The following is a 21,026-nucleotide window of genomic DNA, read 5'->3' as shown; positions in this document are numbered from 1 at the left end:
ACCCGACCGACATTCGAACACGTGTTCGAACATCCGGGCTATGCTCGCGCCATGAGCATCGCGTTCCAGGCTTCCCTCTTCGACGACCTCCAGGCGGAGCCGGGCCTCGGCGCGCTCGGCGCGGAGGTCGAGCGGCTCGACCTCGGGCAGGGCGCGTGGCTCGACATCCGGCCCGGCTGGGTGAGCGACTCCGACGCGCTGTTCGAGCGACTCGTGGAGGACGTGGAGTGGACTGCGGACACGCGGCAGATGCACGGCCGCACCGTCGAGGTGCCGCGGCTCCTGTCGTGGTTCGGGCCGCGCGCGACCCTGCCGGCGCCCGTGCTCGTCGAGGCGCGGGACGCGCTGAACGAGCACTACGGGCGCCCGCCCGGCCAGGTGCTCGAGACCGCGGGGCTCTGCTTCTACCGCACGGGCGACGACAGCGTGGCATGGCACGGCGACCGTGTGGGGCGCGCCATCGACCGCGACACCATGGTCGCCATCGTCTCGGTGGGTGCCGCGCGCACGCTGTCGCTGCGACCGAAGGGCGGCGGCGAGGTGCGGCGCTTCCCCCTCGGGCACGGCGACCTCGTGGTCATGGGCGGCAGCGCGCAGCGCACCCACGAGCACGCCATCCTCAAGACGGCGAAGGCGGTCGGGCCGCGCATCAGCGTCCAGTTCCGGCCGGTCTGGCCCGCCTGACGGATCCACGGCGGCGAGGGGGAACGATCCCTCTGTTCAGGAGGCATTCCGCCGGATGTCGCTCCGCGCGACGCGCTGTTCCGCGTCGGCGGGGAGGATCTCGCCTGGCATCGACGCTCCCGGGCGCGACCCGCCGGGATCCCCCGCGTCGAGCCGAGCGCGCGTCGCCGCGGGATCCCGCGTCGGAGCGCGCCCTCCGCGTCGCCGTCCCGCGGGATCCCCCGTCCACAGGGATCGGCACGATCCAGGAAGAAGGACCGCCCCCGTGAGCACCTCCAAGCCCGAAGAGCACGCCCCGGACGTCGACCTCGAGGCCGGCGTCGACGCCGCGCCCCCGCTCGACCCCTCGCGCCCGTACCGCGGCGCCGTCCGCCCCGGCGTCAGCCGCCGAACCGTCCTGCTGAGCGGCGCCGCCGCGATCTTGGCCGGCGTCGCCGCGGGATCCGGCACCGGCACCGGCACCGCGAGCGCCACCGCCGCGGCCGCCGCCACCCGCCGCGGGCTCACGCACACCATCCGCGACGTGGAGCACGTGGTGATCCTCATGCAGGAGAACCGCTCGTTCGACCACTACTTCGGCACGCTGCCGGGCGTCCGCGGCTTCGGCGACAAGCAGGCCGTCGAGCTGCCCGGAGGCGGCACCGTGTTCGCGCAGCCCGACCCGAGCCGCGCCGACGGCGGCCGCATGCTGCCCTTCCCGCTCGAGTCGTCCCGCTTCAACGCGCAGGGCGCCGGCGGCCTCGACCACTCCTGGAAGGGCGGGCACCAGGCCTGGAACAAGGGCGCGTGGGACAACTGGGTGGTCGCCAAGAGCGAGCAGACCATGGGCTACTTCACGAAGGACGACCTGCCCTTCCACCACGCCCTCGCGTCCGCGTTCACCATCGCGGACCACTACCACTGCTCGCTCATCGGCCCGACGACCCCGAACCGCCTCTACCAGTGGACCGGCACGGTCGACCCGCGCGGGAGGGCCGGCGGCCCCGAAATGACAACCCCGACGACTACGCCCCCGTCTTCAGCTGGACGACCTACCCCGAGCGGCTCCGCGAGGCCGGCGTCACGTGGAAGACGTACGCGAACGACGAGGTCGGCGACGAGGGCACGCACCCCTACGTGGGCGACTACGGCGACAACCCGCTGTGGCTGTTCCACCAGTACCACGAGGCGCTCGCCTCCTCGGATCCCGCGACGCGTCGGCTCGCGCTCGACGGCGGGCTCCACGATGGGTGGAAGCCGGACTCCGGGAAGGGCCTCGACGTCACGCACCTGCTCGAGGAGTTCGGGAAGGACGCCGCGGCGGGCACGCTCCCGCAGGTGTCCTACGTCGTGGCGCCGTACGGGTGGAGCGAGCACCCGAAGGCCAGCCCCGACTACGGCGCGCACTACACGAACGCCGTGATCCAGGCGCTCATGAGCAACCCCGACACCTGGGCGCGCACGGTCCTCCTCATCAACTACGACGAGAACGACGGCTACTTCGACCACCAGCTGCCGCCGCTCGCCGAGCCGGGCACGCCCGACGAGTACGTCGACGGCCTGCCCATCGGGTACGGCACGCGCGTGCCGCTCACGGTCGTCTCCCCGTGGAGCCGCGGCGGCTGGGTCGACTCGCAGGTGTTCGACCACACCTCGGTGATCCGGTTCCTGGAGACCTGGACGGGTGTGCACGAGCCGAACATCTCCGACTGGCGGCGCCAGATCTCCGGCGACCTCACCTCGTGCTTCGACTTCGCGCACCCGGACTTCTCGATCCCGTCCGCCCGGGAGGTGCTGCCGATGAGCGCGACCCAGGCGCTCGTCGCGGCCGCCGACGCCGACATGGCGAAGCCGCCCGTGCAGGAGCCCGCCGTGGGCGCGCAGCGGATGCCCGAGCAGGAGGACGGCACCATGCGCCACCGCCCGCTCCCCTACCGGCAGGACGCGGACGTCGCCGTCAACCGCGCGAGCGGCCGGGTGACGCTGACGATGCGCAACGGCGGCCGGCAGGGCGTCTCGCACCAGGTGTTCCCGAACATCGCGCTGCCGTTCGCCTCGACGCCCTTCACCGTGGCGGCGCGCGGGACGGCCGCGTACACGTGGGAGAGCCGGGCGCACCAGGGCGCGTACGACTTCAGCGTCTACGGGCCCGACCGGTTCCTGCGCCGGTTCGCGGGCACCGTGATCCCGGCGGGGAAGGACGACGTGCCCGCTCCCCGCGTCTCGGCCGAGACGATCCCGGGCGGCAAGCCCGTGCTGCGCCTCACGCTCGCGAACGACGGGACGCCCTCGGTGCACTACACGCTCACGGCCAACGACTTCATCACGCGCCAGCGCCACGAGACCGTGAAGCCCGGGCGCAGCGCGACGGTGAACTGGCCGGTCAACGAGTGGGGCTACTACGACGTGGTGGTCACCGACGGCGCCGGCTTCCGGTACCGGTTCGCGGGCCGCGTGGAGTAGCGCGGAGCCGCACGACGACGCCGGCCGGTGCCGTGGGGCCGGCCGGCGTCGTCGTGCGGGGGACGCGTCAGGCGCGGGCGCGGGCGCGATCCGCGGAGGCGTCGTCCGCGCCGCCGCGCCCCGTCCCGACGTGCGCCTCGGAGGCGTCCGGGCGGTCCTCCTCCACGAGCGCCAGGTCGAGCGGCTGGGCGGCGCGCACGACGGCGTCGACGTCGGCGAGCCCCAGGTGGGCGAGCAGCGGGATCCAGAGGCTGCGCAGCCGCTCGAGGGCGTCCCCGCCGGCCAGCCGCGGCGACCGGTACGAGAGCAGGCCGAAGGTGGCGCTGAGCAGCACGTCGACGGTGGCGTCGAGATCGGCCCCGTGGACGCCCCGGGCCGCGAGCTCGGCCTCGAGGCGCCCGCGGGTGAAACCCCACACGTCGAAGCGGCGCTCGACGGCGAGGCCGAGGCGCGGCATGTCATGGAGGAGGCGGACCGCGCCCGCGGCGACCGGGCAGACCTCGACCGTGCGGGAGGCGGTGAGCAGGAAGACGATGAGCTCGGACAGGGGACCGGTCTCGTCGAGGGCCGCCTCGATGCGGAGCCAGCGATCCTCCTGGTCGTCGACCACCGCGCCCGCGAGGCGCTCCTTGGACGCGAAGAGGTGGTAGCCGATGGCGGACTTGGGCTTGCCCATCGCCTCGGCCACGCGGGAGAACGACGTGCCCTCGTAGCCGTGGGCGGCGAACTGGGCTCCCGCCGCCTCCACGATCTCGCGCCGTTGCCGGGACACCGCCCGCTGTCGCTGGTTCATGTCGCGCTCCCGTCCGCTCCCGCGCGGGAGTGGACGGAGGCTACGCGGGCGGATCGACGGGAGGGCGACCTCCGGGTGAACGGCCGGGGCCGCGACTCCGGCGGACGCGCGCTCGTCATTCGAGCACGAGGTGAAGAGCGGCCGGATCACCGCCGACCAGCTCGCCACGGTCGCCACGGTCGCCACCGAGGGCATCGTCGTGGGCGGACAGCACATCGAGGCGTGGGCCGCGAAGGGCGAGAGCCACGCGCAGGTCGCCGCCGAGATCCGCTCCGAGATCCAGGACACCGCCCCGTCGACCGCCCGCGCCGCGGAGACCGCGGCGATCCAGCGGACCCTCGCGTCGCCCGACGGCCGGATGGTCACGAAGGCGGAGGTCATCGAGGAGGGCGGCGCCTCCGGGATCGCCGAGTCGAAGGCGTTCTGGAGCAACCACGAGTACCACGTCCCGGGCCCGTTCGTGAAGACGGTCATCACGATCGGCATCTCCGCGTACATCGGCGGCTTGTGCATCACCCTGGACCTCTCGCGGCGCTCCTGCCTGGCGCTGGGCGTCTTCGTCGCGGGCCTCGGCGAGTACATGAAGAGCGGGCCCTGCGGCCAGGGCCACTGCTTCGACTTCCCGAAGGTGGGGAAGTCGCACCGCGCCGGCTGATCCATCCCCAGTCGCGCGACCGGGACGCGAGGCCGCGGGCGGGATCCTCAGCCCGCCGCCTCGTCGCGTGCGGGCGGCGTGCGGGCGCTCCCGGACGCCTTCCACAGGGCGTGAGAACGGTTCTCATTCAGGGATATCATCCGCACGCGCCATCGCGCATACCCTCTGAAATCGAAGCTGGATCCCGCATGCCCACTCGCCCCTCATCCCTCCCACCCGTCGAGGCCCGCGGGCCCGCCGGAGGCCCGCCGACGGAGGGCCGGACCCGCGCCCTCGCCCGGCGCCCGCTCTCGCGTCGCGCGCGCACCGTCGCCCTCGGCACGGGGACCGTCGCCCTCGTGGCTGCCGCAGCGCTCGTCGCCAGCGCGCTGACCAGCACCGGATCCGCGTCCGCCGACGCCGGATCGGCCGCCGCGCGCGCCGCCTCCGGCCTCCGCGCGCTCGGCGGGTCGGCGCCCGCCTGGCCCGTCGCCTCCCCCGCCGTCCGCCTGGGGGACGCGCCCGCGGACGCGACGATCGCGTTCACGGTGCTGCTGGATCCCGCCCGCCCCGACGCCGCGCCCGCCGTGGCCGCGTGGCTGCGCGACCGCGGCCTCGACGTGGGCGACGCGCGCCAGGAGGTCGGGGCGCTGCCCGTCTCCGGCACGCTGGCGCTCGCGTCGCGCGCCTTCGACACCGGGTTCGCCCGGTTCCGCGTCGACGGCCGCGAGGTCATCGCCCCGGAGCGGACCCTCGCCGTCCCCGCGGTCCTCGACGCCGTGCGCGGCGTCGCCGGCACCGTGCAGGGCGACGTGCTGATGCCGACGGACGCGGCGGCCGACGACGGCTCGGCGGCGTCCGCGGCCGCGACCCCCGTCCCCGCGCCGATCCCCGGGCAGGCGTCCGGCGGATCCCCCGCGTCCTCCGCCGACGACGGCACGTGCGCCGCCTGGTGGGGCCAGCGCCTCACGGACGCGTGGCCCGCCTCCGTCGACGTGGCGCACCGCTCGAACTCGCTGTGCGGCTACGGCCCGGCGCAGCTGCGGCGCGTGGACGACGTCCCCGCCGAGGACCGCGGCGCCGGCGCGACGATCGCCATCGTCGCCGCCTACGACGACCCGGACACCCAGGCCGACACCGACACCTACTCCCGCGCGGTCGGCGAACCCGCCTTCACGGCCGGCCAGTACCGCGACCACCCGTCCGCCTCGCCGCGCACCGGGATATGCGGCGGACCCACGGCCTGGACCGACGAGCAGCACCTCGACGTGCAGGCCGTCCACGCGATGGCGCCCGACGCGGCCGTCTCCTACTGGGGCGCCGACGACTGCACGAGCACGAGCCTCTACACGCGGATCCTCGACGCCGCCGAGGACGGGCCCGACGTGATCAGCCTCTCCTTCGGCGCGATGGAGGGCCTCGACACCGCGGACGACCGCGAGCTCCTCAACCGCGTGCTCGTGGAGGCGGCGTCGCGCGACGTGTCGGTCTTCGCATCCACCGGCAACGACGGCGACTACAGCGGCGTCGGCGACCACGGCGGGAACGCCACCGTGGCATCGCCCGCGTCGAGCCCGTACGTCACCGCGGTCGGCGCGACGAGCACGGGCCTCGCGGAGGACGGCTCGATCGCGGTCGAGGCGGGTTGGGAGACGGAGACGCGCTTCGCCCGCAACGGCGCCCTGATCCCGCCGGGCTTCGCGTTCGGCGCGGGCGGCGGCCAGTCCGCCGAGTACGCGCGGCCGACCTGGCAGGCCGACCGGCTCGCCGTCGCGGGCACGGGACGGCTGCTGCCGGACGTGGCCTCGCTGGGGGATCCGAACACGGGCTTCATCACCTACGGCCCGCACAAGGGCCGCACCGAGTACGCGGCGCACGGCGGCACGAGCCTCGCGACGCCGATGGTCGCCTCCATGGTCGCGATCTCCAAGGCCGTCACCGGCCGGCGCTTCGGCCTCGCGAGCCCCGCGCTCTACGCGCTGATGGGCACGGGCGCGCTGCGCGACGTGCAGCCCGCGTCTGCCGCCACGTGGTCCCCGACGGGACCGTCGGCGGGAGCGCTGTGGCCCGAGACGCTCTTCATGTGGGACACCGGGAGGCAGGGGCTGCGCTCCGCCCCCGGCTGGGACGACGTGACCGGGGCCGGCGTGCCCGCGGGCCGCGCGTTCATCGACGGCCTCGGCGCGGAGGCGGGACGATGAGGCGGGTGACGCGCGGATCCTCGTCGCGCTCCTCGTTTCGTCTCGTCGGCGCCGTCGGCGTCACCGGCGCGGCGGCCCTCGCGGCGCTCCTCGCCCTCGGCGGCCTCGCGCCCCTCGCGGCGCACGCGACCGACGCCGTGCTCGCGCGCGCCTCGGGCGTGGAGATCATCGACATCGACGGCGACACCCTCACGGCGCCGACGCCGCTGGCCGAGTGGTCGGCGGGCCAGGCGGTGACGCGGGAGGCCGCGTCCACCGGCGACGTGATGAAGCTCAACACGACGCGCACGACCGGGCTCCGCTCCACGGCCGGCCCGACGGGCGCGTCCAGCACCATCGCGAGCGGCGAGCTCACGCTCCGCGACCGGCCCGCGATCGTCTTCTCCGGCCTCACCGTGTCGTGCACGCCCGGCGGCACGCCCGCCGTGCACCTCGACCGGCTGACGATCGGCGGCGAGGACGTGACCGCGGACGCCGATGCGACGCCCGGCTGGTCGCGCGACCTGCCGGAGTCGGTCTACGGCGCGACCCGCGTCATCGTGGGCGCCACGACCGCGGGCGACGACGGATCCGCCACCACCATCGGCATCGACCTGGAGGCGGAGGCCGGGGCCTCGGAGATCTGGCGCGTGCGCGCCGGATCCGTGACGTGCGCGGCGGCCGCCGCCGTGCCGGTCCCGACGCCGACGACCTCGCCGACGCCGGCGCCCGACCCGGATCCGACGCCCGCGCCCGACCCCACCCCCGCGCCGGATCCCACGCCGGCTCCCGCTCCCGCCGCCGGCCGAGTCGCGACCGGCGTCACCGTCACGGCTCCCGACGGCACGCGGGTGATCGACGGGCAGCCGCGCGTCGAGGGCCTCGACCGGTCGGCCACCGCGGATGCCCTCGCGGCCTCGGACGGATCGGCGGACCACGCGACCTCCGTGCGCGTCGAGACCGGCGTGGACGGCACCACCACGATCGGCGTCGGCTCGTTCGAGCAGCTGCCGGGCTCCCCGGCCGACCCGCTCGCCGAGTACCGCTGGACGGCGTTCCGCGTCTACGGGCTCACCGCCACGGTCACGCCCGCGGGCGTCGTCTCGACCGAGTTCCAGGATCCGGGCAGCGCCGTCTTCGTCGACGGCCGCTGGATCGACACCACCACCGACCTCTACACGGGGGTCGACGAGAAGGGCGCGCCCCGGGTCACCGTGGCGTTCGGCGAGCACGAGACGGCGGCAGACGGCACGGTCACGGTCACCGCCGTGCACTACCGCGACCTCACGGGCGCGCACCCGGACGTGCGCCTCGGCACGGTCGTCGTGCCACCCGCCGCCGGGCAGGTCGTGGGCGCGTACGGCGTGGGCGTCACCGCGCCGGACGGCACGGTGCTCGTCGCGCCGCAGCCGGCCGCGACCGCCGCCGCGCCGCACGCGTCGGCCGACGCCGTGACCGGCACGGGGACGGATCCCGACACCGCGTCGGCCGTCGCCGTCGACCTCGGCACGGGCGATGCCGCGGGCACCGCGACGGTCGACGTGGGCGGGTTCCGGCAGGTGCCGGATGCCTCCACGGATCCGCTCGCCGACTACCGCTGGCCGGCCCTGCGCGTGAACGGGCTGCACGCGGCCGTCTCCGCCGCGGGCGCCATGACCGTGTCATTCGCGGATCCGGGGAACGCGGTCTTCGTGAACGGGGTCTGGATCGACACGACGACCGATCTCTACACGGGCGTCGACGAGCAGGGCACCCCGCGCGTCGAGGTGCGGTTCGGCGAGCGGTCGGTCGCCGCGGACGGGACGGTGACGCTCACGGCGCTGCACTACCGCGACCTCACCGGTCGGCACCCCGAGGTGCGGCTGGGCGTCGTGACCGTGGCGGCGGGCAGCGGGACCACGCCGACGCCGGATCCGTCGCCGACGCCCGGCGTGATCGTGCCGGACACCGCGCCCACCGGCTGGTCGGCGTACGGGATCCGGGCGACCGGGCCGAGCGCCGTGGCGGCGACGCCCGTTGCGCGGCCGGATGACGCGGCGGGCGGTGCGGCGGCGGAGACCGCCCCCGACGCGCTGGCGGCCTCCGACGCCGCGACCGACGCCGGCGGGACCGCCGGGGACGGGACCGCCGGGGACGGCGCGGCCGGGCAGATCCGCGCGACCGGGATCCGACTCGCGTCCGCCCGCGGATCCGGCAGCGCCGCCCTCGACGAGGTGGACCTCTACCCGGGCACCCGCGCCGCCGTCGAGATCCGCGGCCTGCGCGTCGCGGTCGACGGCGGCACGGCGCGCGTCTCGAGCGACGGCGGCCTCATCGCCGGGCAGGCGCTCGCGGCCGGCGACATCGCCCCGGGCACGCGGTTCGCGCTGCCCGACGGCGGATCGGTGCTGCTCGCGGAGGACGTCACCGCGTCCGCCGCGCGCACCGTGACGGGCCTGCACCTCGTCGACGCCTCCGGGCTCGGCGCGGACGTGGCAGCCGGAGTGGTCACCACGGCCGCGGTGGAGGTCGACCCGTCGGGCGGATCCGCGTCCGGGACGGACCCGGGCACCACCCCCGCTCCCGGCACGTCGTCCGGCGGAGCGGCCGTCGCCGGCACCGGCGCGCTCGCGCCCGGCGCGCTGTCGGCGGACGGGTCGAACCCCGTGGGCACCTCCGGCGCGAGCCCGCGCGGGTCGCTGCCGCGCACGGGGTCCCCCCCCGCGTGGGCGCTCGCCCTCGCGGCGCTGCTGCTGGTCGTCGGATCCGCGGCCGCGCTCGAGGCCCGACGCCGCCGACGCGCGCGCCCGGGCCGCCCCGTGCGCGCCTGACCCGGCGCCGCGCCTCTCGCCGCCCTCCGACCCGCACCCGCGGGCCGGAGGGCGGCGTGCGTCACCAGCGCAGCAGCAGCACGTCCGATCCGCCCTCGCGCCCGACGTCCACGAAGCCGAGGGACTCGTAGAGCGCGCGGGCGCGGTCGTTGCCGTCCTCCACGCTGAGGCTCACGGCGGGGGCGCCCGCGGCGCGGACCGCGTCGACGAGCGCCACGAGCAGCGCCCGCCCGAGACCCCGCCCGCGGGCCGACGGCACGAGCGCCATGCCGAGCTCGGGGATGTCGGCCGCGACGAACCCGTAGCCGCGGTCGTCCTCCGCGTAGAGGCGCGCCCGCGCGGCGCCGACCGGATCCCCGTCGACCTCCGCGACCACGCCCACGTCGCCCGCGCGCGGCCAGCCCGAGACGTAGTGCGCGAGCTCCGGGGTGGCCAGCATGCGCTCGCGCGTCATGGACCCGTCGTCGCGCCAGTCCATCGACGCCAGCAGCATGTCCTCGAGGAACGGCAGGTCGTCGGCACGCGCCGGGCGCAGCGTCGCCTCCGGGAGCGCCCCGGTCATCCCGCGGACGGCTCGGCCGCGGACGGCTCGGCCGCGGCCGGCTCGGCGGCGGACGGCTCGGCGGCGACCGCGCGCGACCCCAGCCAGCTGCGGAGATCCGCCACCACCTCGTCGCGGTTCGTCTCGTTGTAGATCTCGTGGCGCGCGCCCGGGTACACGATGAGCATCACGTCGCTGAGGCGCGAGCGCCTGCTGTAGTCGCGGGCGAGCAGCTGCATGCCGCGGCGGCCGCCGAGCGAGTCCTCCTCGCCGCCCTGGATGAGCACGGGCAGGTCGGTCGCGAGCTTCCGGGGAGGTCGGCCCATGATCTGCACGGAGTCGCGCATCCGGTACGGCTTGAGCGCGTTCACGTCGAAGTTCCGGTCGTCGGCGCCGAACGCCCGCTGCGCCTCCGGATCCCGCGACAGCCACTCGAAGCCGGACGCGGCCGGGTGCCGCCAGCGCTTGTTGAGGTCGCCCGTGTTGACCACGCCGGGCATGGCGAGCGAAGCGCCGCTCAGCACGAGCCCCGCGTAGAGGTGCGCCGCGCGCGCGACGATGCGCTGCGCGAGGAGCGCGCCCCAGCTGTGGCCGAGGAGCACGAGCGGGAGGTGGGGGTGCTCGCGCCGCAGCTGCTCGCTCACCAGCTGGATCCCGTCGAGCGCCGCCAGGTGACGCCGGGGCCCCAGCACGCCGATGCCGAGGTGGCCGAGGCCGGTGGCGCCGTGCCCGCGGTGGTCGTCGGCCGCGACCGTGTATCCCGCGGCGTTGAGCTCCCGCGCGAGCCGGATGTAGCGCAGCGCGTGCTCGCCGACGCCGTGCGCGATGTGCACGACGGCCCGCGGGCGCTCGGCCTCCCACACGTAGTAGTGGAGGGTGACGGCCTCCGCGTCCACGATGGTGCGGTGGTCGGCTCCGCCGGTGGAGCGCTCGTCGTCGGGCATGGATCCAGACTAGGCGGCCCCGCCCCGGCCGCCGAGGGTCAGGACTCGCGCGTGATCTCGACCCGCACGAACAGCTTCGAGCGGAACGGCCCCGCGTAGATGCCGCGCAGCGGCGCGACGTCGCGGTAGTCGCGGCCCCGGCCGACGAGCACGTGCCGGTCGCCGATGTCGATGAGGTTCGTGGGATCCCAGCCGCGCCACTCGCCGCAGAACCACTCGACCCACGCGTGCGACTCGCCCGTGACGGTCTCGCCGACGGCCGCGTTCGGCTTCGGGTGCAGGTACCCGCTGACGTAGCGCGCGGGTATCCCGACGTGCCGGAGCGCGCCGATGACGATGTGCGTGATGTCCTGGCAGACGCCGCGCCCCTGCTCCCACGCCTCGCGCGCGGTCGACTGCACGCTCGTGACGCCGGCCATGTACTCGACCCTCTCGCCGATCGCGCGCGCGATCGCCGCAGCGGCCTCGCACGGTGTCCCCGCGCCGCCCGCGATCTCCTCCGCGAGCGCGCGGACCTCCTCGTGCGGCTCGGTGCGCGCGGTCTGCGCGACCTGCTCGACGTGCTCGGTGGCGCGCTGCACGTCGACCGCGAGGTCGTCCCAGCCGAGCTGGTGCGGCTCGTGCGCGCGCGGCCGCACCTCTACGAGGCTCGTGGCCGTGAGCTCGAGCGAGCGGTGGGGGCTCAGGATCTCGAAGGACGAGACGCGCGTGCCGAAGTAGTCGACGTAGGTGTGGTGCCCCGGCTTCGGCTGGATGTCGAGGTTCGAGTACAGGACGAACTGGTTCTCGCTCGAGACGGGCAGCATACGCGCCTCGTTGTACGACGCGGTCACCTCGCCCTCGTAGTGGAAGCCGGTCCGGTGGGTGATGCGCAGGCGGTTCACGAGTTCTCTCCGACCCAGCTGGGTGCCGCGTTGGTGGGGAAGTAGCGCTGGCGGACGGCCTCGGAGGTGGCGGATGTCGCCTCCTGCACGGCGTCCATGAAGCGCGGGAGGTCGTCGAGGATCTCGGCGATGGGCCGGTACTCCAGCTCGCTCCGGATCTGCCCGAGCAGCCGCTGCGCCTGGTCGGAGACCCCGAGGCGGTCGGTGCGCGGCTCGATGTCGTGCAGGCACTGCTCGGCCCGGCGGATCGAGTGCGTGATCGACCGGGGGAACAGCCGGTCGAGCAGCAGGAACTCGGCCGCGTTGCGCGCGCTCGGCACGCCGCGGTAGGTGCGGAGGTACGCCTCGTAGGCGCCGCAGGAGCGGAGGATCGTGGTCCACGACGGGCCGCTCGCCTCGGTGAGCGCGCGCGTCGCGAGGAGCCGGGCCGTCATGTCGGCGCGCTCGATGGAGCGGCCGAGCGTGAAGAACTGCCACGCCTCGTCGCGGCTCGTGCCCGACTCGACGAGCCCGACCGCGAGGGCCGAGCGCTCGCGCACCCAGCCGAAGAACTCGTGCACGCGGTCGTTGGCGATCTTGCGCGGCATGCGGGCGCGCGTCGTGTTGAGGCACTCCCACAGCTCGCTCGAGACGATCTCGCGGGCGCGGCGGGCGTTCTCGCGCGCGGCGCCGAGCGAGTAGGCGATGGAGGCGGGCTGCGTGCGGTCCACGGCGAGGAGCGCGAGCACGTCGTCGCGGCCGAGCACGTCCTCGGAGGGCACGTCGCTGCCCATCACGCTGAGGAGGGAGCGGCAGGCGGTGTCCTCGTCGATCCACGGATCCTCGAGCAGCAGCTGCAGGTGCACGTCGAGGATGCGGGCGGTGCCGTCCGACCGCTCGATGTAGCGGCCGATCCAGAAGAGCGACTCGGCGATGCGCGACAGCATGGGCATCAGCGGTCCCCCTCTGCGGTGGTGGCGGGCGCGGCGGCGGCCTGCTGCTGCTGCTCGTGCTGGTCGCGGTTGCGCGGGGCGTCGTGCGGCGACTGGTCGGGCGCCTTCTCCCCGTTCTGGATGATCGGGATCGACGTGGTCACGGCCGCCTGGTCGGCCACGAGCGTCTGCACGCTGCGCTCGCGCGTGGCCGCGGGGAAGCCGGAGTCGCCGACGACCCAGGTGTCCTTGGATCCGCCGCCCTGGCTGCTGTTGACCACGAGCTGGCCCTCGGGGAGCGCGACGCGCGTGAGGCCGCCGGGGAGCACCCAGATGTCGCGGCCGTCGTTGACCGCGAACGGGCGGAGGTCGGCGTGCCGCGGGCGCATGCCGTCCTCCACGAGCGTGGGGATGGTGGAGAGCTGCACCACGGGCTGGGCGATCCAGCCGCGCGGGTCCTTGAGGAGCCGCGCGCGGAGCTCCGCGAGCTCGCCCGCGCTGGCGGCGGGGCCGACCACGAGGCCCTTGCCGCCGGATCCGTCGACGGGCTTCACGACGAGCTCCGGCAGCCGGTCGAGCACCTCCTCGAGCGAGTCGGGCTCCTCGAGGCGCCAGGTGTCGACGTTCGGGATGATCGCGTCCTCGGCCAGGTAGTAGCGGATGAGGTCGGGCAGGTACGTGTAGACGAGCTTGTCGTCGGCGACGCCGTTGCCGACCGCGTTCGCGATGGTGACGTTGCCGAGGCGCGCGGCGAGCATGAGGCCGGGCGAGCCCAGCATGGAGTCGGCGCGGAACTGCAGCGGATCCAGGAACTCGTCGTCGACGCGGCGGTAGATGACGTCGACCCGCATGGGGCCGCCCGTGGTGCGCATCCACACGCGGCCGCCGGAGCAGAACAGGTCGCGGCCCTCGACGAGCTCGACGCCCATGAGCCGCGCCAGCAGCGTGTGCTCGAAGTAGGCGCTGTTGTAGACGCCGGGCGTGAGCACGACCACGTTCGGGTCCTCGACGCCGTCGGGCGCGCTCGCGCGGAGGGCCTGCAGGAGCTTGTTCGGGTAGTCGCCGACGGGGCGGACCCGCATCGAGACGAAGAGCTCGGGCAGGGTCTGCGCCATGACGCGGCGGTTGGAGATGACGTAGCTGACGCCCGACGGCACCCGCACGTTGTCCTCGAGCACGCGCATCTCGCCGGCCTCGTCGCGCACGAGGTCGATGCCGGAGACCTGGATGCGGACGCCGTTGGCCGGGTCGATGCCGGCGGCCTGGCGGTGGAAGTGGCTGGACGAGCTGATGAGGCGGGCGGGGATCACGCCGTCGCGGATGGCGCGCTGCGGTCCGTACACGTCGGCGAGGAACGCCTCGAGCGCCCGGACGCGCTGGGCGACGCCCTTCTCGAGCCGGCTCCACTCGGCCTGCTCGATGACGCGCGGCACGGCGTCGAGCGGGAACGGCCGCTCCTCGCCCGCGAAGTCGAAGGTGACGCCCTGGGCGAGGTAGCTGGTGGCGAGCGCGTCGGTGCGGTCCTTCAGCTCCTCCTTGGTCATGCGGGAGAGCGCCGCGTGGATCTCGCGGTAGGCCGCCCGGGCGACCGCCGGATCGCCGTCGGCCGGCGGATCCCGGAACATCTCGTCGAACGGCATCGCGCCGCCGGAGGCGCGGCGTGCGGCCGCGAGCGTGCCGTATCCCTCGAACAGATCACCCATGGCCGGAGCCTAACGGGGGCGTGTGTCGGGGGTGTTTCCGTGGCGGGCGGGCCCGCGGGAGGCGGTCAGGCGTCGGTGCGCTTGAGGATGTGGGCCGGGATGGCGATGGACGCCGCGACGAGCAGGATGCCGCCGAAGAAGCTCAGCAGCTCGAAGCCCTCGATGTAGAACGCGAACGCGAACAGCGCCATGCCGCCGAGGAAGAGGGCGAACGCGATGATGAAAGCGACGATGTTCACGAGGGCACCTGGATCCGTTGACGAGACTGGGGGCGACCGGCGCGCGCAGGCGCGTGACGCGGTCACCGACGAGTCTACGAGATCGCGGCGCGGTCGTCGCCCGCGCGGTCGCACGGCTCAGCGCGCGGCCTGCTCCGGGCGGATCCCGCCGGCCAGCGCCTGGTACGCGCGCTGCGGTCCGGGCGACCGCGAGAGCGAGCCCGCGATGGCGTCGAGCATTGCCCGCTGCCCGCCCGACGGGTTCAGCAGCGCCTTGGCCGCCTGCCGCAGCTCGGTGACGGTCGCGACGTTCGGCGCCAGCGCGATCCCGAGGCCCGCGTCCTCGAGGGCCGCCGCGCCCGCGAACTGGTCGGTCGAGAGCGGCAGCACGAGCATCGGGACGCCCGCGGTCGCCGCCTCGGTGACGGAGTTGTTGCCGCCGTGCGTGACGGCGAGGTCGGCGTGACCGAGCAGCGTCACCTGCGGCAGGAAGGGGCGCACGAGCCAGTCGGACGGGATCTCGCCGAGCGCGGCCCGGTCGGTGGATCCGGTCGCGAGCGCCACGCGCACGTCGAGGTCGCGGAGGGCCGCCGCGATGCGGGCGAGCACGTCGTCGCGCACGGAGAGGAAGCTGCCGAGCGACACGTAGACGATGGGGTCGCCGCCCTGGTCGATCCAGTCCTGCACCTCCGCCTCGGGCGCCTCGCGGCGGACCGCGGAGCCGATGAAGGCGTGCGGCGGCAGGAGCTCGGAGCGGTCCGGGTCGTGCAGCTCCTCGGGGTAGTTGAGCAGGAGCACGTCGCCGGCCTCCGCGAACGCGTCGCGGCTCGGGCGCATGGACGGCGCGAGGATCGCGAGGGCGTCGTTCCACTGCGCGGTGAAGCGGTCGCGCACGCGCTCGCACAGCACGTGCAGCTCGTCGAGGTCCTCCTCCTCGGGCTCGAAGGCGGCGGGCCAGGCGGGCGGGAAGCCGTAGACCTCGTCGCCCACGGGCAGCGCGCTCGGGTGGCCGAGCACGACGTCGGCGTGGCGCGTGCCCGAGGCGAGGAGCGCGAGGCGGGCGCTGAAGGCGAGGTGGTCGACGATCACCTGGTCGGGGCGCACCTCGTCGAGGATCCGCTGCACAGCGCGCGCGGTCTCCACCGGCTCCCACAGCAGGTCGTCGCTGCGGGCCTCGGCCTGGAAGCGGAGCGTCTCGACCATGCCGCGGCGGGTGGCGGCGAAGAAGCCGCGGAGGGCGTCGTCCTCGCCGGTCGGCTGGTCCTCGGCCTTGATGGTGCCGGGGTTGGATCCGCGGCCGAGCAGGAGGTCCACGCGCTCGAAGCCGGAGGCCTCGACGATGCCGGCCGTCGCGGATCCGGTCGCCACGACCACGCGCTCGCCGGCCTGCTGCCAGGCCGACGCGAGGGTGATGAGGGGGAAGAGGTGGGAGGCGTAGTCCGGGCTGATGACGAGCAGGGTCATGAGGCGCTGAGCTCCCAGAGGGTTCGGTCGTCGGCTGCGGCGACGTCGCGGTAGACGCGGGACAGGGTGCCCGCCATGGCCTGGATGGTGAAGGTGCGGGCGACCATGTCGCGCGCGCGGTCGGCGGCGGCGTCCGCGCCGGGGCCGGCCGCGATGTCGAGCGCACGGGCGATCCCGGTGGCGAGCTCCGCGGGATCCGCCGTGTCGACGAGCAGGCCGGTGACGCCGTCCTCGACGTAGGTCGCGGGGCCTCCCGACGCGGGCGCGACGACGGGCAGGCCCATCGCCATCGCCTCGAGGAGCGCGACGCCGAACTCCTCCTTGATGCTGGCGCACGCGTACGCGCCGCCGGGCGCGGTGAGGCCGGGGCGGCCGTAGCGGACGGCGGCGAGCCAGCGCGTGACGGTGTCGTTGCCGCGGTGGCCGGCGAGGAGCAGGCCGTGGCGGGCGGCGCCGGCGGGGCCGTCCGCGCCGGGGACCGCGTCGAGGATCCGCGCGAGCTGCTCGCGCTCCTCCGGGCTCGGCGCGTCGAGGTCGCCGCCCACGACGAGGAGGTTGGCGCGGGAGCGGAGCGCGGGATCCGCCGCCCACACGTGCGCGAGCGACGCCATGCCCTTGACGCGGGCGAGGCGGCCGACCGAGATGACGAGCGGGAGGCCGCGGCGCTCGGCGGGGAGGTCGGCGAGCAGGCGATCGAGCTCGACGAAGGCGCGGGCGGGCGCGCCGTCCGCGTCGGCGCCGAGCATGGCGTCGTCGCGGGAGCGCTCGATGGCGTCGACGTCGATGCCCTCGGCGACGACGCTGTGGCGCTCGGGGTGGGCGTCGACGTCGATGCCGACGAGCCGGCGCATGTCGCGCTTCAGCTCGGGGCGCGGGAAGAGGACGGTGTGCGCGGCGTCGGCGGCGAGGCGCTGCACGAGGCGCACGCGGAACCAGTAGTGCTCGCGCGCGTCGACCGCGCCGAAGCCGTCGCGCGTGAGGGCGCCGGAGCGGTCGAGCGCGTCGACCACGCCGTGCGGATCCGGCGCGACCGTGAAGACGACCGGGATGCCGAGCTCGCGCGCGACCGTGGAGGCGGCGAGCGTGCCGACGTCGGCCATGCGGAGGTGCACGGCGTCGACGCGGCCGGCGGCGCGGAGCACGCGGCGGATCCCCCGCTCGGCCTCGACGCGGTGCGGCCACGCCTCGGGCAGCGAGCGCGGGCCGCCGAGCATCGGCATGTGGGCGAAGACGTGGCCGTCGTCGCCGGCGGTGACGCGGGCGAGAGAGCCGAGGGCCTGGTCGGGCGTGCCGCGGGAGAGGGTGATGACGCGGTCGACCGGGCGGTCGGCGGCGGCGTCCGGCGCCTCCGCGTGCGCTCCCGCGGCGGAGGCTGCCGCGGGCGCGACCAGCGCGTCGCCCAGCCGCACGAGCAGCGTCGCGATGCCGCCGTTGTCGCCCGCGCCCACGTGCGTGAGGCCGGCGTCGATGTCGGCGTGCAGGAAGAGCTGGACGACCGTGAGGCCGGGCCGCTCGGGTGCCGTCGGGTGGTCGCCGTGCTGGCGCGCGATGTCGAGCACCGCCAGGCGCGCGACCGCGGCCACCTCGTCGTCGCCGCGCGCGATGTCGGCCACGAGGGCGGCGATCGCCTCGCCCGCGGGCCGGTCGCCGAGCGCGGCGACCGCGGCGGACCGGGTGAGCGGACCCTCGGCGGCGGAGGGGGCGATGCGGAGGAGGACGCGCTCGGGGATCCGCCCGGGCACGAGGCCGACGGTCTCGACGAGGCGCGAGCGGGCGTCGTCGCCGCGCACGCCGAGCAGCGCGTTCTCGAGCGCCAGCGCGACGTGGTCGGGCGTCGACCCGGCCCACTGCTGCAGCGTGCGCTGCGCGAGCATGCCGGGGAAGCCGCCCTCGACGACCATCGAGACCAGGCCCGACACCGCGTCGAAGCGCGGCAGCCGGGTGCCGAAGGCCCAGACGGCGTGCTCGCGGATCCACCGGACGTCGTGGTCGAGGAGCGCGACGAGCGCGAGGTCGGCGGCCTCGTCGAAGACCTGGGCGAGCGCGTGGATGGCGGCGACGGCCGTGAGCTGGTCGGCGGGATCCGCGGCGGCGCGGGCGAGGAGCCGCACCGCGCGACCGCCGCCGTCGCGGCTGGCGGCGACCGTGAGCTCGTCGGCCTCCTGCATCACGTCGAGGATGCGCGCGGCCTGCGCGACCTGGTCGAGGCTCGTCTGGATCCCCATGCTCGTGCCCCTTCTCGGGTCTCTACTCCTCGGATGGAGCCGTGACGCGCCTCACGCGGGGGCGTTCGCTCCCGGGACAGCCTCGCAGTGCTCGCGGGTATTCCTCAACCGACTGCGAGATCCCCGGCGAATCGTCACGAGCGGTCGCGCGCGACCCCGCGCGTACGCTGGCGGCCATGCCCCGCCCCGCGCTGCCCGCCCCGCAGATCCGCTTCGGCATCGTGGGGAGCGGCTGGCGCAGCGCCTTCTTCCTCCGCATCGCGCGCGCCCTGCCGGACCGCTTCGCGGTCACCGGGCTCGTGACCCGCAGCGCCGAGACGGGCCGCGCGCTCGAGGAGGAGTGGGGGATCCGCACCTTCCGCACGCCGGCCGAGCTGCTCGCCGCGGAGGCGCCGTCCTTCGTGGTCGTGTCGGTGCCGCGGACCGCCGCGCCCGACGTGATCGCCGACCTCGTCGACCGCGGGGTCGCCATGCTCACCGAGACGCCGCCCGGCGAGACCGTGGAGGACCTCGAGCGGCTCGACGCGCTCGTGAAGCAGGGCGCGCGGATCGAGGTGGCCGAGCAGTACCCGCTCTCGCCGCTGCTCGCCGCGCAGCTCGCGATCGCCGTGTCGGGCCGGCTCGGGCGGATCAGCCAGGCCCAGGTCGCGCAATGCCACGACTACCACGGCGTCCGCGTGATGCGCCGGGCCCTCGGCATCGGCTTCGAGGACGCGACCATCACGGCCTCCCGCTTCTCCTCGCCGCTGGTCGCCGGGCCGGACCGCGACGGCGATCCCGTGCGCGAGGAGGTCGTGACGGCCGTGCAGACCACCGCGCGCTTCGACTTCGGCGACCGTCTCGGCGTCTACGACTTCGCGGACCAGCAGTACTTCTCCTGGATCCGCCGCAACCGGCTCCTCGTCCGCGGCGAGCGCGGCGAGATCGCCGACGAGCACGTGGCCTGGCTGCTCGACAGCACGACGCCCACCTGGGCGGACATCACGCGCGTCGAGACCGGGCAGGGCGGCAACCTCGAGGGCCAGCACCTCCGCGGGCTGCTGCTCGGCTCCGAGTGGGTCTACGTGAACCCGTTCGCGCCCGGCCGCCTCGCGGACGACGAGATCGCGACCGCGCAGTGCCTCGTCGAGATGCACGCGCACGCGGCCGGCGGGCCGTCCACGAACTCGCTCGCCGAGGCGTCGCAGGACCACCACCTCGCGCTCCTCATGCACGAGGCCGCGACCAGCGGGAAGGCCGTCCGCAGCACGCGGCGCGCCTGGGCCGACTGACGCGCTCCCCCGCCGGCGCGGGGTCGGCGGGTCGCCTCAGCCCGCCAGGTGCCGCCGGATCGCCTCGACGCCGACCTCCACCTCGCGGAACGAGGTCGTCAGCGGGCTGAGCCCGAGCCGCAGGCCCGACGGCGCGCGGAAGTCGGGGATCACGCCCTCGGCCCACAGCGCGCCCACGGTCTCTCGGAAGCGCGGGTGGTCGACGCTCACGTGGCTGCCGCGGCGCTCCTCCTCGCGCGGGCTGGCGACGCGGGCGCCGAGCGGCACGAGGTCGCGGTCGACGAGATCCAGCGCGAAGCCCGTGAGGCCGAGCGACTTGGCGCGGATCGCGGGCATGCCCGCCTCCTCGATGAGCGCGATCATGTCCTGCATCGCGAGCATGCCGACGATGGGCGGCGTGCCGCTGAGGAAGCGGCGGATCCCGTCGGCCGGCTCGTACACAGGCCCCATCGCGAACACGTCGCGCGCGCCCATCCACCCCTGGATCGGCTGGCGCAGCTCGGCCTGCAGCTCGCTCCGCACGTAGCCGTGCGCGGGCGCGCCGGGGCCGCCGTCGAGGTACTTGTAGCTGCAGCCGACCGCGAGGTCGACGCCCCACGCGTCGAGCTCGGTGGGGATCACACCGACGGAGTGGCAGGTGTCCCAGAGCACGAGCGCGCCGGCGTCGTGCACGATGCGCGTGGTCCGCGGCACGTCCGCGAGGAACCCCGAGCGGTACGCGACCTGGCTGAGCACGACGAGCGCGGTCCGCTCCCCCACCGCCTCGGCGACCAGCTCCGGCGTGACCCCGGCGTCGGGCGACACGTCGATCCACCGGATGGTCATGCCGCACTCCTCCGCGACGCCCTCGAGCACGAAGCGGTCGGTCGGGAAGTTGTCGGTGTCGATCACGAGCTCGTCGCGGCCGGGCCGGGCGCGGACGGCGGCGCGGACGAGCTTGTAGAGGATCACGGTGGTCGAGTCGCCGACGAATGTCTGGCCGGGCGCGGCCCCGTACGCGACGCGGCCGAGGTCGTCGCCGATGCGCGTCGGCATCTCGAGCCAGTCCTCGTCCCAGCCGCGGATGAGGCGGCCGCCCCACCGCTCCCGCACGAACGATGCCATGCGGTCGACGCTCGCGCGCGTCGGCCGCCCGAGCGAGTTGCCGTCGAGGTACGCGACCACGTCGTCGGCCTCGACGAACAGGTCGCGGAAGCGGGCGAGCGGGTCGCGGGCGTCGAGGTCGGCGGCGGACGGGATCGGGCGGGCGGCGGGCGCGTCGGGTGTCACCTCCGCAGCCTACGAGCCGGGGAGACGACGTGAGCCGTGGCACCCGAAGGGGC

The 21,026-nt window shown here is 75.2% G+C and carries 16 protein-coding genes and 1 pseudogene; 7 read left to right on the top strand and 10 right to left on the bottom strand.

Annotation, left to right across the window (positions count from 1 at the left end; translation table 11 throughout):
* Window positions 1-51 precede the first annotated feature (51 nt).
* The 3 genes and pseudogenes from CMN_RS02235 (at window position 52) to CMN_RS15525 (ending at window position 3,126) form a co-directional block, all read left to right on the top strand.
* Window positions 52-684 (top strand): alpha-ketoglutarate-dependent dioxygenase AlkB, encoded by a 633-nt coding sequence (locus CMN_RS02235; protein WP_015489236.1) that lies wholly within the window; start codon window positions 52-54, stop codon window positions 682-684.
* A 55-nt stretch (window positions 685-739) separates the two neighbouring features.
* Window positions 740-2,292: pseudogene (locus CMN_RS15530) on the top strand (phospholipase C); the annotation flags it as partial.
* Between the two features lie 171 nt (window positions 2,293-2,463).
* Window positions 2,464-3,126, top strand: coding sequence for a phospholipase domain-containing protein (locus CMN_RS15525; protein ID WP_350339420.1), 663 nt, complete (start codon window positions 2,464-2,466; stop codon window positions 3,124-3,126).
* 67 nt (window positions 3,127-3,193) lie between these two features.
* Here the strand turns inward: CMN_RS15525 and CMN_RS02225 are convergent, their stop codons facing one another.
* The gene (locus tag CMN_RS02225) at window positions 3,194-3,919 is read right to left on the bottom strand and encodes a TetR family transcriptional regulator (protein WP_015489235.1); all 726 of its coding nucleotides are present in this window, start codon (window positions 3,917-3,919) and stop codon (window positions 3,194-3,196) included.
* Between the two features lie 130 nt (window positions 3,920-4,049).
* Here CMN_RS02225 and CMN_RS02220 point away from each other — a divergent pair, with 130 nt between their 5' ends.
* The 3 genes from CMN_RS02220 (at window position 4,050) to CMN_RS02210 (ending at window position 9,543) form a co-directional block, all read left to right on the top strand.
* Window positions 4,050-4,574, top strand: a complete 525-nt coding sequence (locus tag CMN_RS02220) for a hypothetical protein (protein ID WP_041465215.1) — start codon at window positions 4,050-4,052, stop codon at window positions 4,572-4,574.
* Between the two features lie 338 nt (window positions 4,575-4,912).
* Window positions 4,913-6,754 (top strand): S53 family peptidase, encoded by a 1,842-nt coding sequence (locus tag CMN_RS02215; protein WP_041465413.1) that lies wholly within the window; start codon window positions 4,913-4,915, stop codon window positions 6,752-6,754.
* Window positions 6,751-9,543, top strand: coding sequence for a hypothetical protein (locus tag CMN_RS02210; RefSeq protein ID WP_041465214.1), 2,793 nt, complete (start codon window positions 6,751-6,753; stop codon window positions 9,541-9,543). Before CMN_RS02215 ends, CMN_RS02210 begins: the two co-directional genes overlap by 4 nt.
* A 61-nt stretch (window positions 9,544-9,604) precedes the next feature.
* Here CMN_RS02210 and CMN_RS02205 read toward each other — a convergent pair whose 3' ends face one another.
* From CMN_RS02205 to CMN_RS02170, 8 genes are all read right to left on the bottom strand, one after another.
* Window positions 9,605-10,105: a GNAT family N-acetyltransferase gene (locus CMN_RS02205; protein ID WP_015489232.1), complete on the bottom strand. Its 501-nt coding sequence runs from the start codon at window positions 10,103-10,105 to the stop codon at window positions 9,605-9,607.
* Window positions 10,102-11,028: an alpha/beta fold hydrolase gene (locus CMN_RS02200; protein ID WP_015489231.1), complete on the bottom strand. Its 927-nt coding sequence runs from the start codon at window positions 11,026-11,028 to the stop codon at window positions 10,102-10,104. Before CMN_RS02200 ends, CMN_RS02205 begins: the two co-directional genes overlap by 4 nt.
* 38 nt (window positions 11,029-11,066) lie before the next feature.
* Window positions 11,067-11,912, bottom strand: a complete 846-nt coding sequence (locus CMN_RS02195) for a transglutaminase family protein (protein WP_015489230.1) — start codon at window positions 11,910-11,912, stop codon at window positions 11,067-11,069.
* A complete protein-coding gene (locus tag CMN_RS02190) occupies window positions 11,909-12,838 on the bottom strand; it encodes an alpha-E domain-containing protein (RefSeq protein ID WP_041465411.1) in 930 nt (309 codons plus the stop codon). The genes CMN_RS02195 and CMN_RS02190 overlap by 4 nt, the downstream gene beginning before the upstream one ends.
* A 5-nt stretch (window positions 12,839-12,843) precedes the next feature.
* A complete protein-coding gene (locus CMN_RS02185) occupies window positions 12,844-14,526 on the bottom strand; it encodes a circularly permuted type 2 ATP-grasp protein (RefSeq protein ID WP_015489228.1) in 1,683 nt (560 codons plus the stop codon).
* A gap of 65 nt (window positions 14,527-14,591) precedes the next feature.
* Window positions 14,592-14,765 carry a hypothetical protein gene (locus CMN_RS15075; RefSeq protein WP_015489227.1) on the bottom strand — a complete coding sequence of 58 codons (174 nt, stop codon included), beginning with the start codon at window positions 14,763-14,765 and terminating at the stop codon, window positions 14,592-14,594.
* 117 nt (window positions 14,766-14,882) lie between these two features.
* The gene (locus CMN_RS02175; RefSeq protein WP_015489226.1) at window positions 14,883-16,208 is read right to left on the bottom strand and encodes a nucleotide disphospho-sugar-binding domain-containing protein; all 1,326 of its coding nucleotides are present in this window, start codon (window positions 16,206-16,208) and stop codon (window positions 14,883-14,885) included.
* Window positions 16,205-18,433, bottom strand: coding sequence for a glycosyltransferase (locus tag CMN_RS02170; RefSeq protein WP_015489225.1), 2,229 nt, complete (start codon window positions 18,431-18,433; stop codon window positions 16,205-16,207). The genes CMN_RS02175 and CMN_RS02170 overlap by 4 nt, the downstream gene beginning before the upstream one ends.
* Before the next feature lie 176 nt (window positions 18,434-18,609).
* Between CMN_RS02170 and CMN_RS02165 the strand changes: the two genes are divergently transcribed.
* Complete coding sequence (locus CMN_RS02165; RefSeq protein ID WP_015489224.1) at window positions 18,610-19,704, top strand: Gfo/Idh/MocA family protein; 1,095 nt, start codon at window positions 18,610-18,612, stop codon at window positions 19,702-19,704.
* A gap of 36 nt (window positions 19,705-19,740) precedes the next feature.
* On the opposite strand, the gene CMN_RS02160 is transcribed toward CMN_RS02165, so the two are convergent.
* Window positions 19,741-20,973: a kynureninase gene (locus CMN_RS02160; RefSeq protein ID WP_015489223.1), complete on the bottom strand. Its 1,233-nt coding sequence runs from the start codon at window positions 20,971-20,973 to the stop codon at window positions 19,741-19,743.
* Between the last annotated feature and the right edge of the window lie 53 nt (window positions 20,974-21,026).

The organism is Clavibacter nebraskensis NCPPB 2581, assembly GCF_000355695.1.
GTDB lineage: Bacteria > Actinomycetota > Actinomycetes > Actinomycetales > Microbacteriaceae > Clavibacter > Clavibacter nebraskensis.
The sequence above is the reverse complement of the archived record's forward strand: the minus strand, read 5'-3'. Positions and strand labels throughout refer to the sequence as shown.